General features: G+C 44.2%; 12 protein-coding genes. 1 reads left to right on the top strand and 11 read right to left on the bottom strand.

The features are described 5' to 3' along the window. Positions 1-34: 34 nt before the first annotated feature. The 11 genes from ftsZ to C8D84_RS09505 all read right to left on the bottom strand — a co-directional run bounded on the left by ftsZ (position 35) and on the right by C8D84_RS09505 (position 14,182). Positions 35-1,240 (bottom strand): cell division protein FtsZ, encoded by a 1,206-nt coding sequence (gene ftsZ, locus C8D84_RS09455; protein WP_045454113.1) that lies wholly within the window; start codon positions 1,238-1,240, stop codon positions 35-37. A gap of 235 nt (positions 1,241-1,475) precedes the next feature. Next, positions 1,476-2,768 carry a cell division protein FtsA gene (gene ftsA, locus C8D84_RS09460; RefSeq protein WP_198329470.1) on the bottom strand — a complete coding sequence of 431 codons (1,293 nt, stop codon included), beginning with the start codon at positions 2,766-2,768 and terminating at the stop codon, positions 1,476-1,478. 163 nt (positions 2,769-2,931) lie between these two features. Next, on the bottom strand, positions 2,932-3,726 hold the full coding sequence (locus C8D84_RS09465) for a cell division protein FtsQ/DivIB (RefSeq protein ID WP_045444168.1): 795 nt from the start codon (positions 3,724-3,726) through the stop codon (positions 2,932-2,934). Between the two features lie 544 nt (positions 3,727-4,270). Next, on the bottom strand, positions 4,271-5,278 hold the full coding sequence (locus C8D84_RS09470) for a D-alanine--D-alanine ligase (RefSeq protein ID WP_109591725.1): 1,008 nt from the start codon (positions 5,276-5,278) through the stop codon (positions 4,271-4,273). A 26-nt stretch (positions 5,279-5,304) separates the two neighbouring features. After that, entirely contained in the window at positions 5,305-6,744 is a 1,440-nt protein-coding gene (murC, locus tag C8D84_RS09475; RefSeq protein ID WP_087814065.1) for a UDP-N-acetylmuramate--L-alanine ligase, read from the bottom strand. A gap of 83 nt (positions 6,745-6,827) precedes the next feature. After that, positions 6,828-7,913, bottom strand: coding sequence for an undecaprenyldiphospho-muramoylpentapeptide beta-N-acetylglucosaminyltransferase (gene murG / locus C8D84_RS09480; protein WP_060491766.1), 1,086 nt, complete (start codon positions 7,911-7,913; stop codon positions 6,828-6,830). A 338-nt stretch (positions 7,914-8,251) separates the two neighbouring features. Continuing rightward, the gene (gene gshB, locus C8D84_RS09485; RefSeq protein ID WP_109591727.1) at positions 8,252-9,235 is read right to left on the bottom strand and encodes a glutathione synthase; all 984 of its coding nucleotides are present in this window, start codon (positions 9,233-9,235) and stop codon (positions 8,252-8,254) included. Positions 9,236-9,293: 58 nt separating this feature from the next. Then, the gene (pyrE, locus tag C8D84_RS09490; protein WP_372886432.1) at positions 9,294-10,016 is read right to left on the bottom strand and encodes an orotate phosphoribosyltransferase; all 723 of its coding nucleotides are present in this window, start codon (positions 10,014-10,016) and stop codon (positions 9,294-9,296) included. Between the two features lie 61 nt (positions 10,017-10,077). Further along, positions 10,078-11,076: a hypothetical protein gene (locus tag C8D84_RS09495; protein WP_109591729.1), complete on the bottom strand. Its 999-nt coding sequence runs from the start codon at positions 11,074-11,076 to the stop codon at positions 10,078-10,080. 56 nt (positions 11,077-11,132) lie between these two features. Next, entirely contained in the window at positions 11,133-11,996 is an 864-nt protein-coding gene (locus C8D84_RS09500; RefSeq protein ID WP_109591731.1) for an SDR family oxidoreductase, read from the bottom strand. Between the two features lie 83 nt (positions 11,997-12,079). Then, complete coding sequence (locus C8D84_RS09505; protein WP_109591733.1) at positions 12,080-14,182, bottom strand: Lnb N-terminal periplasmic domain-containing protein; 2,103 nt, start codon at positions 14,180-14,182, stop codon at positions 12,080-12,082. A gap of 274 nt (positions 14,183-14,456) precedes the next feature. On the opposite strand from C8D84_RS09505, the gene ampD reads away from it, so the two are divergent. Further along, a complete protein-coding gene (gene ampD / locus C8D84_RS09510; RefSeq protein WP_109591735.1) occupies positions 14,457-15,044 on the top strand; it encodes a 1,6-anhydro-N-acetylmuramyl-L-alanine amidase AmpD in 588 nt (195 codons plus the stop codon). The last annotated feature ends 78 nt before the right edge of the window (positions 15,045-15,122 follow it).

Consider the following 15,122-nt stretch of genomic DNA (forward strand, 5'->3'; position numbering starts at 1 on the left):
ACTGGCTTTTCCTGACCCCAAACATCTGAAAATATTATTTATTTTGTTGACGTTTTAGATAGTCTTGAATGCTATTGGTTTTGGTTTTCGCCTGCTCTTGAGGCGCGCTTGAGCGAGTAGCACTAGCCGTTTCTTGGTACATCTGAGCTTGCGATTGCTTTTGGCTGTTTAAAGCACTGGTATGCACGTTAGGGTCAACAGGCTGAGTGCTATTGACAGAAGGAACTGGTGCCTCGACTACTTCTGGCTCTTGCCCAGCGTTTTCATCTAAAGTCAGACCTGTTGCAATAACAGTGACATGTAAGTCATCACCCATTTTTTCATCAATCACTGAACCATAGAAAATATGTGCATCGTCAATATCTGTAATTTCTTCGACAATAACACTGATTTTGCTCATCTCATCCAATGAGAGTGATTCAGAAGAAATTACGTTAACCAACAGACCTTTTGCATTTTCTAAACGCAAGTCATCAAGTAATGGTGATCTGATGGCTTTCTCAGTTGCTTGACGCGCACGATCATCACCGCTAGCACGGCCGATACCCATCATCGCATGACCTTTGGCAGTCATAGCAGTGCGGATATCATTAAAGTCGATATTGATCATACCTTCACTAGCGATAGTTTCAGCAATACCTTGAACCGCATGTAATAACACATCGTCCGCTTTCTTAAAGGCATCTTGCATAGAGATATTGCCATAGACACTCATCAACTTATCATTCGGAATCGTAATGATAGAATCAACGAAATTAGTCAATTGCTCAATACCAGCTTTAGCAGCCTTGATACGTTTGCCACCTTCAAACTTAAATGGCGTAGTCACGACCGCAACTGTTAATACCTCCATTTCTTTAGCAATACGAGCAACCACAGGCGCTGCACCCGTACCCGTACCACCACCCATACCAGCAGTGATGAACACCATGTCTGAATGCTCGAGTAATGCACGGATGGCTTCTTCTTCGCTTTCTGCTGCTTCACGCCCAACTTCTGGGTTCGCCCCTGCGCCCAAACCGCGATTCGTTTTTGCGCCAAGTTGCAATTTATGCGGTGCAGTTAAACGATCAAGCGCTTGTTTATCCGTATTAGCACAGACGAACGTTACACCTCTAATCCCTTGTTGTACCATATGTTCAACCGCATTACCGCCACCACCACCAACACCGAATACAGTGAAGCTTGCTTGGCCGTTATTTTGAGGCTGGTTATCATCTGGCATGGTGTATTTTGACATAAAAAGGTTTCTCCAGTTGCAGATAGCGTGATGGTCGATACTTGGTAACACACTTATATGGCGCGCTATCGACTTACTATATATAATTGTATTTAAATAAAACAGGGCAATGGCTTAGATAATTGTGCTAGCCAAAATATGCCGGTATAGTACAGGGTGTTACTTTTCGTATTCTTGCCTATTATATAGCTGCATAATCTTATGCTGCTTAATATAAGTATGTTTTGCTAACAGATTATAATATCTTTTTGAGCACACTAGCAAAACGCTGCCCTGCACTTTGAAAAACACCAGTGACTCGATTTTTTTGAATCGCTTCAGGCTCGCTTTTTTCACTACGGCGAAACTGCTCGCTTTGACTATATAATAGTGTACCAAATGCCGTTTGATAAGCACGATCATTTACTTGACTGTTTAGCTGCTTAAATGACTCATCATTATCAAAATGATTATGAGCACTAATAGCAGGATGAGTGTTGGTTAATACTACGGGCATTTTGAGCAATTTTTTGGTAAAGGGTATCATACCTTTAATCGCTGTACCGCCACCTGTGAGTACGATACCTTTGTCGATATAGCCGATGAGATCAGCCTCATGCAATTGACGAGCAACTTCCGTAAATATCTGCACATAGCGCGCCTCTATAATGCGGGCTAGATTATAGATACCAATATTAATCTCGTCACCTGTTCCTTGCGGTTTAAAGATAAAGAACGAGCTAGGATCGACACTATTGACATCGACAGTACCATGGGTTTTTTTCAGCTTTTCAGCCTCAATCATGGAGATACCAAAATCAGCTGAGATATCCATCGTCACTTCGTGGCTGCCTGTCGCGATGCAATGGGTAAATATGAGCTTGTTTTCTTTATAAACGCAAATACTGGTCGTACTAGCACCAATATCTACCAAACAAACCCCTTGCTGGCGCTCGTCACTCATCAAACTATATTCAGCACTCGTCACTGCATCAAATACAATGTGGTCAATACCAACATCACAGCTTTGCAGTAATTTTTGGATATTCTGACGACTAGCAACGGGCATCATCATCATGTGGTACATCACAGTAATATTATGCGCCATCATTTCGATTGCATCATCCACCATGAAATCTTGATCATCAACATAGATACCCTGCTGACAGCAATGCATTAGATAATAGTCTGATGATAGATCGCGTGACTTGGCATTAGACAACGCCTGCACCATATCTTTGGCACGTACCGCCTCATCTTCTACACGTACCTCGCCTGCACTATTTTTGCTCGATAATTCCGGTGTCGCTAAGGTCAACCACACACTGTGCACGCGGCAATTGGCAGTATCTTCTGCTTCTTGAATGGCTTGTTTAATAGCACCTTGTAGACGTTCACGGTGTTTTATTTGACCTTGGTAAAAATCGCTATTTTTGACTTGTCCCACGCCCAGAATACGGATGTCTTTTGCAGAGACAACGTTACCAATGACGACATAGACTGCCGTGGCACTTAGATGGACAACAACCAGATTTTCAGTATTTTTCATGGTACCAGACAAATTATCGCTAAACAGGAGACCAAATGACGTCTCCATTAGATCATTAAAAAAAGCGTTATCAACACGCTATGATGTTGTATATTCTGTGCTACAAACTATCAAAATAGCTCAAACTAAAATGCTAACCAGTTTTTGTTTATGCTATCTATTGTTATTTTGCTTCATCAATTTTTGGCTGTGCCATATCCCAAGCAATGGTAAAACCATTTTTATAGCGCAAATCTACAGACTGTATTTCGCCTCGACGCTCACTTAACTGATTGCCGAGCAGCTGACTTAAACTCAGCAGCTTTTGCGCAGTATTCTCGTTATCAACAATCACACGCAGTCCATTGTCAAAACGAATCAGCCAAGTCATTCTTGGTGACAGGATAATATCTTCGACTTGCATACCAAGTGGCGCATACCAGTCGTTAACTTGCTGCATTTGCTGCATGATAACTGGGGCTTGCGTTATCTCACCTTGTAAGGTGGCAAAGCGTTCTTGCGTCAGATCTTTACTATCAGCAGGGACAAAAACCGCACCTTTTGCATCCACCAAACGCTCTGTACCAAAATTAGCAACCGCTTGCTTAGGTAATGCGGTAACGACTATGCCCCGTTGCCAATCACGAGAAATACTGACCTGATCAACCCAAGCCAGACCCGTCGTAATATCTCTTAACGCTTGCAAATCAGAGGTAAAAAAGCTGCTTACCTTTTGTTGATTCATAACCTGTTGCAATGCGCGATATTGGGTAACGGTCAAACCCTGATTATTCACATGGATAGAAGCTGGCGGTGCATCACGCAACGCTTTTCCACCCATTATCAATATCAGTACGAGCAACCCTAGTACCAATACCATAAAAAAATATTTGAGCGAAGTCGGTACTTGGAACTTAGAGTTTGGGCGACGGGTTTTATCACTCATCAAGTCAGTTACCTCGTTGACAGTTTGAGCCATAACGACCTTTGTCCCTATATTTGCATAAAACTGATCATGCTATTTATAAATGTAACTCTGCATATTTTTGCAGAAGCCTATTAAGTTGACATATTATCAAAATATTTTACTAAAACGATTTATAGGATGACATTATGCTCATTTAAACGTAACATTTTTCTTAATTTATGAATAACTTATGGGCTATGTTCATAGAAAACAGAAATATTACTAAAACAGACCTATAATTACAATATTAACGTATTTTATGGTTAAACAATAGCTTAACCCCTACTAGTGACAACGAATTTACACAAGTTTACATGACGCTGTGGTATAGCAGCTCTAGTGATACATTAACCCGTTCTCGTCTAGTAGTATTCTCAGGCTATAAGAAAAATTTAACTCTAATCATTCATAAGTTTTGTCACTGGTTTATTGAGACAGCTTATCAATGACAACTGTCTCAATAAATATCAATAGCATTATGAACAATGTTAAAAAATGAACAATATTAAAAAGTATCGTTGCTAAATCACTGTTTAAGCAATGACTGCTAAACAAATCACTCTAATGTCTGCGCTAAAATATGCCAGCACAATGCATCAAAGTCCATACCTCGAGCCTTGGCTGCCATCGGAACCAAGCTATGGCTGGTCATGCCTGGCACTGTATTGATTTCAAGCAACCAGAAGTTGCCTGCTTCATCTTGCATAGCATCGATGCGTCCCCAGCCTTTGGCATCAACGGCACGGAACGCTGAAAGGCTCAGATCTTGTAAATGCTTTTCGTCAGCAGCGCTCAGACCACAGGGGATATAGTAACTGGTATCATTACGATTATACTTGGCTTCAAAATCGTAGAAGTTGGTAATATCAGCGGGTTCAAGACGAATGACTGGATAGGCTTCATCGTCGATAATAACAATCGTGAACTCGCGACCGGTAATCCAGCGCTCAGCCATGACCGCATCACCGCACTGTACCGCCGTGGCATAAGCCGCTGGCAACTCGTCCAGATTGTTGACCTTAGTCATACCAATACTGGAGCCTTCATGAACGGGCTTAATAATAAGTGGTAGACCTAGCATGTTGACCACTTGCTGCCAGTCAGTTTCAGCTGTTAACAATGAAAATGGCGCGGTTGCTAACCCACAACCTTGCCACAATTGCTTGGTACGAACCTTATCCATACCCAGCGCTGATGCCAGAATGCCTGAACCCGTCTGCGGAATATCAAACCATTGCAGCACACCTTGTAACAAACCATCCTCGCCGCCGCGACCATGCAACACATTGAACACCCGATCATACTCACGTAGCTCTGTGATGTCTTGATGCTTAGGGTCGAAATGAGTGGCATCAACGCCTTGGTTTTGTAGCGCCTGCAATACGGCAGCACCACTGTCTAATGACACGCTGCGTTCATTGCTACTGCCGCCATAGACAACCGCCACTTTACCAAACTGTCTGGCATCTTTTGCATCACTGGTCGTCGTGTTTAGAGTGGCATCATTGCTCTCTAAATTATCTGAATTTTGAGTGCTGGTATTTTCTTTAGTATCAGTCGTCATGAAGATCGTTCCTAGAATTTTTTAGCTTACTTAATGTAAAGGTTATTGGCAGCCAAGTCGACAGCGATCTGCCCTACATTACCTGCACCTTGAGTAATGAGCATGTCATTGGCTTTCAATAAACGCTGCATGACAGGAGCTAAATTGTCCTTGTCAATAATCGTCGGTTCAACTTCACCGCGCAACCGAATACTACGTGCCAATGACTTGGTATCAGCGCCAGTAATTGGGCTTTCACCTGCTGAATATACGTCTAATAATAATAATTCGTCAACGCTGGAGAGTACTTCGACAAAATCATCAAAGCAATCGCGGGTACGACTATAACGGTGCGGCTGAAACATCATTACCAAACGACGTTCAGGGAAACTTTGACGCGCAGCTTTAATGGTGGCATCGACTTCTTTTGGGTGATGACCATAATCGTCAATCAATAAAACATTACCCTCATCAAGGCTGACAGAAGCATGCTGCTCAAAACGGCGACCAACGCCTTCAAATTTTTGCAGAGCGCGTTTGATCGCTTCGTCATCGACCCCTTCATCAGTCGCCATGGTAATAGCAGCAAGTGCGTTATAAACGTTGTGAGTACCAGGAATGTTGAGGGTCAAACGTAAAGGTTCACGGTCACGGCGCAGTACCGTGAAGTGAGTTTTCGTGCCTTCCGTCACCAAGTCGATGGCTTGAACGTCGTTAAAAGGCTCAAGTCCAAAAGTCAGTACGGGACGACCAATATCATCAATCATGGCATACAATTCCGGGTCGTCACCGCACACCACAGCTAAGCCATAAAACGGCATATTTTGCAAAAACTGAATATAAGCGGCTTTTAATTTATCAAAACTATTCTCATACGTTTCCATATGGTCTTGATCGATATTGGTGACAATCGCGGCCATCGGATGTAACGATAAAAACGACGCATCAGACTCATCGGCTTCTGCCACCAAGAAACGACTGCTACCCAGCGCAGCATTTTTACCAGATGCATTCAGCTTACCGCCGATCACGTAGGTAGGATCGAGTTGCCCTTCTGCCATCATGGTAGTCAACAAACTGGTCGTCGTGGTTTTGCCATGAGCGCCAGCAACAGCGATACCGTGACGATAACGCATCAACTCGCCCAGCATATCGGCACGGCGTACCACCGGCAAACGCGCTTCTAGTGCCGCTTTTACTTCAGGGTTGCTGCGATCAATCGCTGACGATACAACGATGACATCAGCATTGGCAATATTTTTGGAGTCGTGACCGATCGCAATATCAATACCAATCTGTGCCAAACGTTTGGTCACTAAGCTCTCAGCAATATCAGAACCACTTACTTGATAGCCTTGATTGTTCATCACCTCCGCGATACCACACATCCCCGAACCACCAATACCGACAAAATGCAAATGCTGAATACGACGCATTTCTGGTATTTCAATCAAACGCTTAGGTAGAGCTTTCGCAGGGTTAGACATAGGGCTTCTCTTTATTAAAGGCTAATAAAATTTAGTGTATCAAAATAATTGGTAATAAAAACATTCAGCTATAAGAATATAGGCTACAGCGTTTGCCAAATAATATCAGCAACTTGCTTGCTCGCACTTCGATTGGCAAGGGCATGGCCTTTTTTGGCCATCGCTAGGCACTTCTCTCGATTAAGGGCAGCAAGCTCATTGCTCAAACGCTGCGCTGTCAACTCAGACTGCGGTAACAAAATCGCCGCATCGTGTGAGGTTAACGTGCGGGCATTAGCAGTCTGATGGTCATCTACCGCGTGCGGCAGCGGTACAAAAATTGCGGCAATACCAACGTTCTGGATTTCCGTAACCGTCAATGCGCCTGCTCGGCAAACAATAACATCTGCCCAATTATAAGCGGCGGCCATATCGTCGATGAAAGGCTGTACCACAAACTTGTGCATACTCAAATCTTGCTCATCGTAAGCCGCTTGTGTGGCAGCCTCATTGTTACGCCCGCATTGGTGACGCACTTCAAAAGGCTGATTGAGCAATGCCAGCGCTTTTGGCACAGTGTCGTTTAAGGCTTGTGCACCAAGTGAGCCACCCACCACCAACAATTTGAGCGGTGAGTTGTCATTAACATCATAACGCACCGTCGGTTCAGAGACACCAGTGATGGCATTGCGTACTGGGTTACCCACCGTTTCAAGCTTAGCATCCTGTGCACTATTGGCAAAGGTATCCTCAAATGCTTGCAGCACCTTGGTTGCAATCTTGGATAGGTAGCGATTACTCATGCCTGCAATGGCATTTTGTTCATGGATAATCAGAGGCGTATTGGTCAGACGTGCGGCGATACCGCCGGGCGCAGTCACATAACCACCAAAACCGACAACTATGTCAATTTGATTACTACGAATCACCTTTATAACTGCCATCGTCGCTGACAATAAAGTCACTGGCAACTTTAATAAACGCCCGATTCCTTTACCGCGTAAACCCTGCATCTCAATCGCATGAAAAGGATAACCAGTCGGTGCAACCAAGCCATTTTCCATACCATTTGGCGTTCCTAGCCAATGAATAACCGCACCACGCTGAGTCAATTCCTCAGCCACTGCCAGTGCTGGGAACACATGCCCACCAGTACCCGCGGCCATCATTAATATATGCGGTGCTTTCATGAACGCCTGCCTATCTTTTCTTTATTTATATGAAGGACTTATTATCCTATGATCATCTTAGTTATCAGCCAATAATGACCCTATAAAATCTCGCATAGTATAGTGTAAATCGTTGGCTGATATATAGCACTTTATGCACTGTCAATAACAAAAATCCAAGCCGCGAGCAATCACGACTTGGCTTTTATAAATACTATCGAAAAATCATAAAAGCATCGTTTATAAATGACGTTTTATCGCCTTTTTATGCGCTATGAAAAGATGCTGTTTATCAATCTATCTTAGCACACTGTTTTTTAAGTATTGTGCGCATAGCTTAGTGATAAATCACTCTATCCTTACAGTGTTGCGCAAACTGCTACTTTATTCTCAATGGCGATGATAAAATCGGTCGCAATATCTGTACCGCATTGATCATCAATCTCACGTACACACGTTGGGCTGGTGACATTAATCTCGGTAATACGACCGCCGATTAAATCAAGTCCGACGAACATTAGACCTTTTTCTTTAACAATAGGTGCCACGACTTCTGCCACTTGACGTTCGATATCGGTGAGCGGCATCGCAACACCGCTACCACCCGCCGCAAGATTACCACGGGTCTCGCCTTTGGTAGGAATACGCGCCAAGCTATAATCAACCACTTCACCATCAACGATCAACACGCGCTTATCGCCTTCTTTGATCTCTGGTAAATAACGCTGTGCCATAATCGGCAAGGTTTCAAGCTCGGTTAAAACCTCAAGCGTGACGCCGATATTTGGACTATCTGCGGTCAAGCGGAAAATACCCGTACCGCCCATACCATCTAATGGCTTAACAATGACGTCTTGCTGCTCAGCGATAAACTTGCGAATATGCGCCTGTTTACTGGTCACAATCGTTGGGCTCATATAATCGCTAAACCACGTGGCAAAGAGCTTTTCATTACAATCACGTATCGCTTGTGGGTCATTGACCACTAGTACACCTGCAGCTTTGGCATGATCAAGCATATAAGTGGCATAAATAAAACGCATGTCAAACGGCGGATCTTTACGCATCAACACCACGTCATAGTCGCTGATTGCCGCTGTCGCTTTATCCCCTAATGTATAAAAATCTTTAGGATCACGCTTGACGGTCACTGGCTGCGTATCAACCATCAGTTGCCCACGATCCAACCACAAATCATGAATCTGACAATAGCCAAGGCTGTGCCCACGGTCTTGTGCCGACCACATCATCGCAAGGGTCGTGTCTTTTTTATAATTAACCTGCTCGATAGGATCCATAATAACGAGTATATTTAACGATTTTTTTTGATTTGCTTGGCTCATGATAAAGCTCACTTACGTTATATTATTAATGTAGAACAGCTTCGAACTCAGTGCCCAACTATACGCCGTACTGCGCGCGATAATGTTGCATCTTGGCAAGTTGGGTCGCGTCTTTATGCTGACCGCTTTGTACGCCATGGTCATCTGCCAAATAACTGATTAAATCATCGATATCGACGAGTGCACGCACTGGTACCTCTAATGTCGACGCCAACTCTTGAATAGCAGAATGCTCAGCCTGACCTTTTTCTTTACGGTCAAGGGCAACGATAATACCAGCAACGCTAGCGCCTGCTTGCTCTAAAATCTCAACCACTTCGCGCATCGCCGTACCAGCGGTAATGACATCATCGAGTACCCAGACTGCTTTACCACTAACGTCAGCGCCTACTAAGTTGCCACCTTCGCCATGAGTTTTGGCTTCTTTACGATTATAGCCCCACTTGGCATTGATACCATGATGAATCCATAAAGCTTGCGCGGTTGCTGCCACAAAAGGAATACCTTTATACGCTGCCCCAAATATCACCAGCTCCTGCTCATCTGTACCGTTATGACTAGCAGCCATTTGCTCAGCCAAGGCATCAGCATAACCACACGCGAGCAACGACAACATCTCACCTGACGCCAGCAAGCCTGCATTAAAAAAATACGGACTGATGCGACCAGACTTGAGGACAAACTCGCCAAATTTGAGAACTTGATTGTCTAAAGCCAGTTGGATAAATTGATGTGAGGAGAAAGAAGGGTGTTGCGCATTAGGCATTGAGGCATTAAGCATGGAAGCGTTCCTATTGACAAAAAGAAGAGCAAAAAATTGGCGTTATTGTACGCATTATTGATCAGCTTGACCAACCATTGATGTCGTAATCCTGCATGTTAGGATAACGAGTCAATAGGCCACTGCGCGATGAGAGATTAAAATAACACTGACCGTCATCGCTCACTTGTATCTCCCAACCTAAATGATACGCGGCAACAATAACATGCCCTGTGAAAATGCGTATTTGACGGTATGCATGACGCTGCGATGGCTCACAAATGATTTGACTCAGTAGATAACTGCGTATGTGCTGACAGATTTGCGCGGCGCTATAGCGGTGATTGATACTTTTGCGTGTCTCGCACTGCCTCAATGCATGGACAGCGACGCTACACGCCATAATGTCAGTAGCCAAACTGCCCTCGCCTGTCTCAAATTGCTGCGGCTGCAACACTACCTGCCAATCTTCGGCGTAAACACTGTTAAGCAACTCATCTGGGTTATAACGTTTGGTCAATGCACGGAAAGAAGCCTGTTTGTTTTTAGCATTACTACTAACGCTCGTATCGGTACTTACAGAAGAGCCATTCAGTGCAAAACCGTAACGATGCAGTTTTGGATAAGCACGAAGCGCCTGCTGAATATCGGCCATGTCGAGCAAAGTCATACTATTTAATGATGATAATAATGGTTGCGCGCTGTGATTGTGATAAAAGCTGGCTGGAAACTCGACAAGCTCTGCTGCCCGCAGTAATGACAGATGCTCGCCCAGTACTTCTGAAGCAATCAGCGACCATTTTGACAAGCTGTGTTCTTTAGGCTGGTAAAAACGCGCAGAGCGACCATAGAGTCGTTGCAATTGACCATTTAAGCGCCTAGCAGGTTCTGGAATATCGCTCAAGGGTCTGGCAGGATCAAGTGCCAAGCGACTCGGGTCAAAATTAGGATGTACAATCGCAGGTTGGGTACTATCTGGCAAAATAGACGACTGCTCAGCATTGCCTTCTGAAATTGTACCGCCTACTGCTGTAATATCAGCACTGGGTAAATGAGTGTCAGAAGTGGAAGGCTGGGTCATGAAATCTCCATAGGCTATAAAATATAAAACAATTCTAATTAAATCAAACTGGAATATTACTCTTGATATTGTTCTTGATATTGTTCTTGATGACGCAAAATATCACGGTAACCGACTTGCCAATCAGGATATGCCAACCAAGCTAATGGAATATTACTGTGCAAGCGTTTTCCCGTAACCGCTATTTTTTTATCGTCAAGAGCAGGAGGCGTTTCATTGATCTGCTGACTTAACCAAACGCCCAACTCAAAAGTCGTGACTGGCGCATAATCAGTAGCAATATAAAGGGGCTTGGGCGCATCGATAGTCAGTACGTTAGCGATGATAGCGACCAAATCGCGATCCATAATCCGATTACTCCAATGCGCGGCTGCCACTGCTTCCTTTTGTGGCTCGCGGGCTTTACGCAGACGCATGATACGCGCGCGGCCATAAATACCACTTGGACGAATGATAATGGCTTTATCACCAAAGCCTTGTTGCAGGACTTGTTCTGCTTGCAATATCACCTGCGATGCTTCACGCGCTGGCGGCACAGGTGCAGTATTGTCATCAATCCATTCGCCATTATCTTGCCCATAAACACCCGTTGATGAAATAAAAACAATGCGTGAAAGGTTGGTGAGTTTGTCCGCAAGCGTTGCCAAATGCTGGCTAATTGCTAAGTAGCTATTATGATAGCCACTGGTCGAATAATCATCGGGGGTAACGATAATTGCTATCGCCGTAAAATCTCGCAGCTGCTCAGCCGTCAGAGTCAATGCATCGGCTTGCATAAATTCAGCGTGATCATCCAAAGAGTAATGATGGCGCTCACCACGAGCCAAACCTGTGACATTCAAGCCATCCTGTGCCAGCTGGTTGCTGACTGGCAAACCAATATCACCTTGACCAATAATCAATAAATTTTGCGTACTCATCATTTATCCTTTATTCGAACGACATTTCTAATGACTGCCTATACATCTTTGTAATAACCTATACATTTTTTCAGTAATAAGTGTTAAAAATAGCGTCTGTACGACAGCTGTACGTCTTCATTGGCATCAACACGATCTTGCCATTCGTAGTTGGCATTAATGCGTAACGCTTGTTTTTTATCGATATCGTACTGCAGCCCTAATGTTGATATCGGCTGCCAATAATGACCACGGGCATTAGACTCATCGCTGCTGCCATGATACCAATATGGCAGTTGCAATTCAGCCTGCGCGCGTAACTGATTGTTAATCTGATAACGACAGCCTGCATTGACGCCAGCACCAACGCGAAAGCCTTTATTGATACCGCGCCCTGCTTGCGCTGTGCCGGACAAAAAGGTATAGCATAGCTGCGGCGGCATCTCGCCTGTACCTGTGCGAGGCGTGCCAAATGCCCATGACCAACCTGATTCATAGCCCAAGCTCCCAACTAAATGATCGCGACCGTCTTGCTGGGAGCCATCATTCACACGCGTCGCCTCGATGCTAGCGCCCCACGTTTTGCCTTTTTTGGCAGAATTGACCGGATTAAATGAGCGCCCACGAATCAATGTCACATTTTGCAAAACCACACTGTTTGGCTGATTGGCTTTGTCATTATCGGTGTCGTACAGGCGCAAAGTCGCAGATGCGCCTTCTAAGTCAAAAAACTGTGGGAATCCTGAGGGACGATCGAGAATATCATGATAGCCCGCTCGTAAGCCCAAATCGATATAGTTATTATCACCGCGCTGCCCTAGTCCCATATGAGCCAGTTGCAGCGGATGTCTGTCTATTGGATTGTTATCTGATACTGCTATATTAGGCTGCAATAACGTCTGTCCATCAGCTGACATACTCGAAACCGTATTGAGTTGGGCAGATTTAACCTCATTAATCGTCTGTTTTGCGCTGTTGTGATAGCCGAATTGCTCGCGCTGCTCTTTGACCTTATTCAACTGCGCTTGGCGTAAAGTGCTATCAGCAGGGGTATAGTTGGTGCTGGCAAGTAAGCCTTCATCATCAAGCAACTGCACGACATCTGAAGGAATAACCGCATAAGGCAGCTGACTCAATAAGTGCTGCTGCGGACGCACCACATCAATTAAGCGTAAAATCTCAGACGCACAGTTATCTGTGGTGAAGTAATACGGCAATTTTAAATCTTTGGTTTCCCAAACGTGCAACATAATCTGCTGTACTTCCGCTGGAGTCAAATCCAATTGATACGTCCATGCATCACGCTCGTCTTCTTGCAGATACTTCGCCAACCTTGCTGGATAAGGATCAATTTCAATGAGATTGTCATAACCGCCAGTCATTGACTTGATGGCATACACCACAAAATTGTCTTTTGGATTACCACCAACCGTATAATTCAGCGCAACCGCGTGATGAATCTGGCTCGGATCAGCCAAGCTCGATTTTGAGTCGATACGCAATAAGGTATGAGCAAAGGCTGATAAAGGGTTGTCTAAATATTCTTGGGCAAACATGATAGAGAGCTGCTCGGGGGCAATCTTCTGCATCCATTCATTCAACTCCGGACAGTCAACTTGTAGCGTCGCCTTGTCAATGTTTAATGTATCGGTCAACCATTGTACACGCGCTGGAAAACGACATAATACCGAAATGTTGGCAGTATTTTTTTTGACAGTACGATTATTCGTTGTCGCTACCTCATTAGCGAGGGCGACGAGTAACGCATCAAGCTCGGCATTCGAGTCTTGCCGACCATTCCTACTTAAAAAAAAGTCAGCCTCATCAACCATGCTGGTGTCTTTTTTCTTACCAATCAAATTTTTTTGATCATCAAAGAAATATAATAAACGTCGCCATGTCGTATGTTGGGCTAAATTTTGTGTTGCTGCTTGCTCACGCCACTTGGCTAATAATTGCTCAGCGTTACTTTTTTCTAGCCCTTGGGTGTCTTCTTGAGCAGCATTATTTGGCGTATTATTAGCGATTGCAGCAGCTTGTGGCGTAGGCGCTAATGCTCCTGTCGTTACTAATGATGCTGGGGTTGGCAAAAAAGCTTGCGCTTGTGCAGAGAGTAACAATCCTGCAATAGCAAGTGGTAAACGCGCTCGTTGACTCATAGTAGTTAGGGTACAATCTACAGATAAAAAATTAGGCTTTAGAGACATGGGGTAAACCTCGCACGTTATTATTCATACGCCGATAGCGTGATTGATGGCTGGCTGATAATGCCGATTGGATCGTCCACTAAAATAACCTTAAAAACCATATACGAGCCAGATCATTGAAATATCTTAGTCAAAGTGGCTGTTATCAAAGTTGTTACTATTAAAGCTACTGTTATCAAGGTAGCTATTATCAGAATGGCTATTAATTGATAAAAAATGGCTAGCAACCAGCGGTCAATGCCCACTTATTAATATCATGATAAAAGAGAATATTATGTCCATAACACCAATAACGATTAACGATGGCAGATTATCTGCCGCCACATACCTTGCATCACCAAACTGCAATCTGCGACCAACAGATATGAGTATTGATACTATTGTTATTCATAATATCAGCCTACCTCCGAACGAGTTCGGAGCGTCTGATACTGACGGCACCCATTACGTTAAAGCATTATTTACCAATCAGCTAGACTGGGCGGCGCATCCCTATTTTCAAACGATTAAAGGCGCGGAGGTTTCGGCTCACTTATTTATCGAGCGTGATGGCGCGATAACTCAGTTTGTTAATTTTAATGAGCGCGCGTGGCATGCTGGACGCTCTAGCTACTTGGGTCGCCCTGAATGTAATGATTATAGCATCGGTATTGAGCTTGAAGGGTCTGATTTTGTGTCCTTCACCGCCGCACAATATGAGGTACTTGCAAAAATAGTCTGTGCTATTTATGCCGCCTACCCCAAAACTCGTCGTCATCTAACAGGTCATAGCGATATTGCCCCTGGTCGCAAAACAGATCCCGGTGATTATTTTGAATGGTCAAAATTGCGTGAGATGGTCGCCAACATTCTTGAGGGTTAAGTCATATGGATAATTATTTTGTCAATCCTGCTAGAAGCTCTATTAACTGTACACAGCATATTCCACATCCAATCCATT

Source organism: Psychrobacter immobilis (assembly GCF_003148585.1).
Lineage (GTDB): Bacteria > Pseudomonadota > Gammaproteobacteria > Pseudomonadales > Moraxellaceae > Psychrobacter > Psychrobacter immobilis.

What these genes read in the sequence shown, in the direction of transcription:
- ftsZ (WP_045454113.1), bottom strand. Translation starts at nt 1,240, where the DNA reads ATGTCAAAATACACCATGCCAGATGATAACCAGCCTCAAAATAACGGC.
- ftsA (WP_198329470.1), bottom strand. Translation starts at nt 2,768, where the DNA reads ATGAAAAATACTGAAAATCTGGTTGTTGTCCATCTAAGTGCCACGGCA.
- C8D84_RS09465 (WP_045444168.1), bottom strand. Translation starts at nt 3,726, where the DNA reads ATGGCTCAAACTGTCAACGAGGTAACTGACTTGATGAGTGATAAAACC.
- C8D84_RS09470 (WP_109591725.1), bottom strand. Translation starts at nt 5,278, where the DNA reads ATGACGACTGATACTAAAGAAAATACCAGCACTCAAAATTCAGATAAT.
- murC (WP_087814065.1), bottom strand. Translation starts at nt 6,744, where the DNA reads ATGTCTAACCCTGCGAAAGCTCTACCTAAGCGTTTGATTGAAATACCA.
- murG (WP_060491766.1), bottom strand. Translation starts at nt 7,913, where the DNA reads ATGAAAGCACCGCATATATTAATGATGGCCGCGGGTACTGGTGGGCAT.
- gshB (WP_109591727.1), bottom strand. Translation starts at nt 9,235, where the DNA reads ATGAGCCAAGCAAATCAAAAAAAATCGTTAAATATACTCGTTATTATG.
- pyrE (WP_372886432.1), bottom strand. Translation starts at nt 10,016, where the DNA reads ATGCTTAATGCCTCAATGCCTAATGCGCAACACCCTTCTTTCTCCTCA.
- C8D84_RS09495 (WP_109591729.1), bottom strand. Translation starts at nt 11,076, where the DNA reads ATGACCCAGCCTTCCACTTCTGACACTCATTTACCCAGTGCTGATATT.
- C8D84_RS09500 (WP_109591731.1), bottom strand. Translation starts at nt 11,996, where the DNA reads ATGAGTACGCAAAATTTATTGATTATTGGTCAAGGTGATATTGGTTTG.
- C8D84_RS09505 (WP_109591733.1), bottom strand. Translation starts at nt 14,182, where the DNA reads ATGTCTCTAAAGCCTAATTTTTTATCTGTAGATTGTACCCTAACTACT.
- ampD (WP_109591735.1), top strand. Translation starts at nt 14,457, where the DNA reads ATGTCCATAACACCAATAACGATTAACGATGGCAGATTATCTGCCGCC.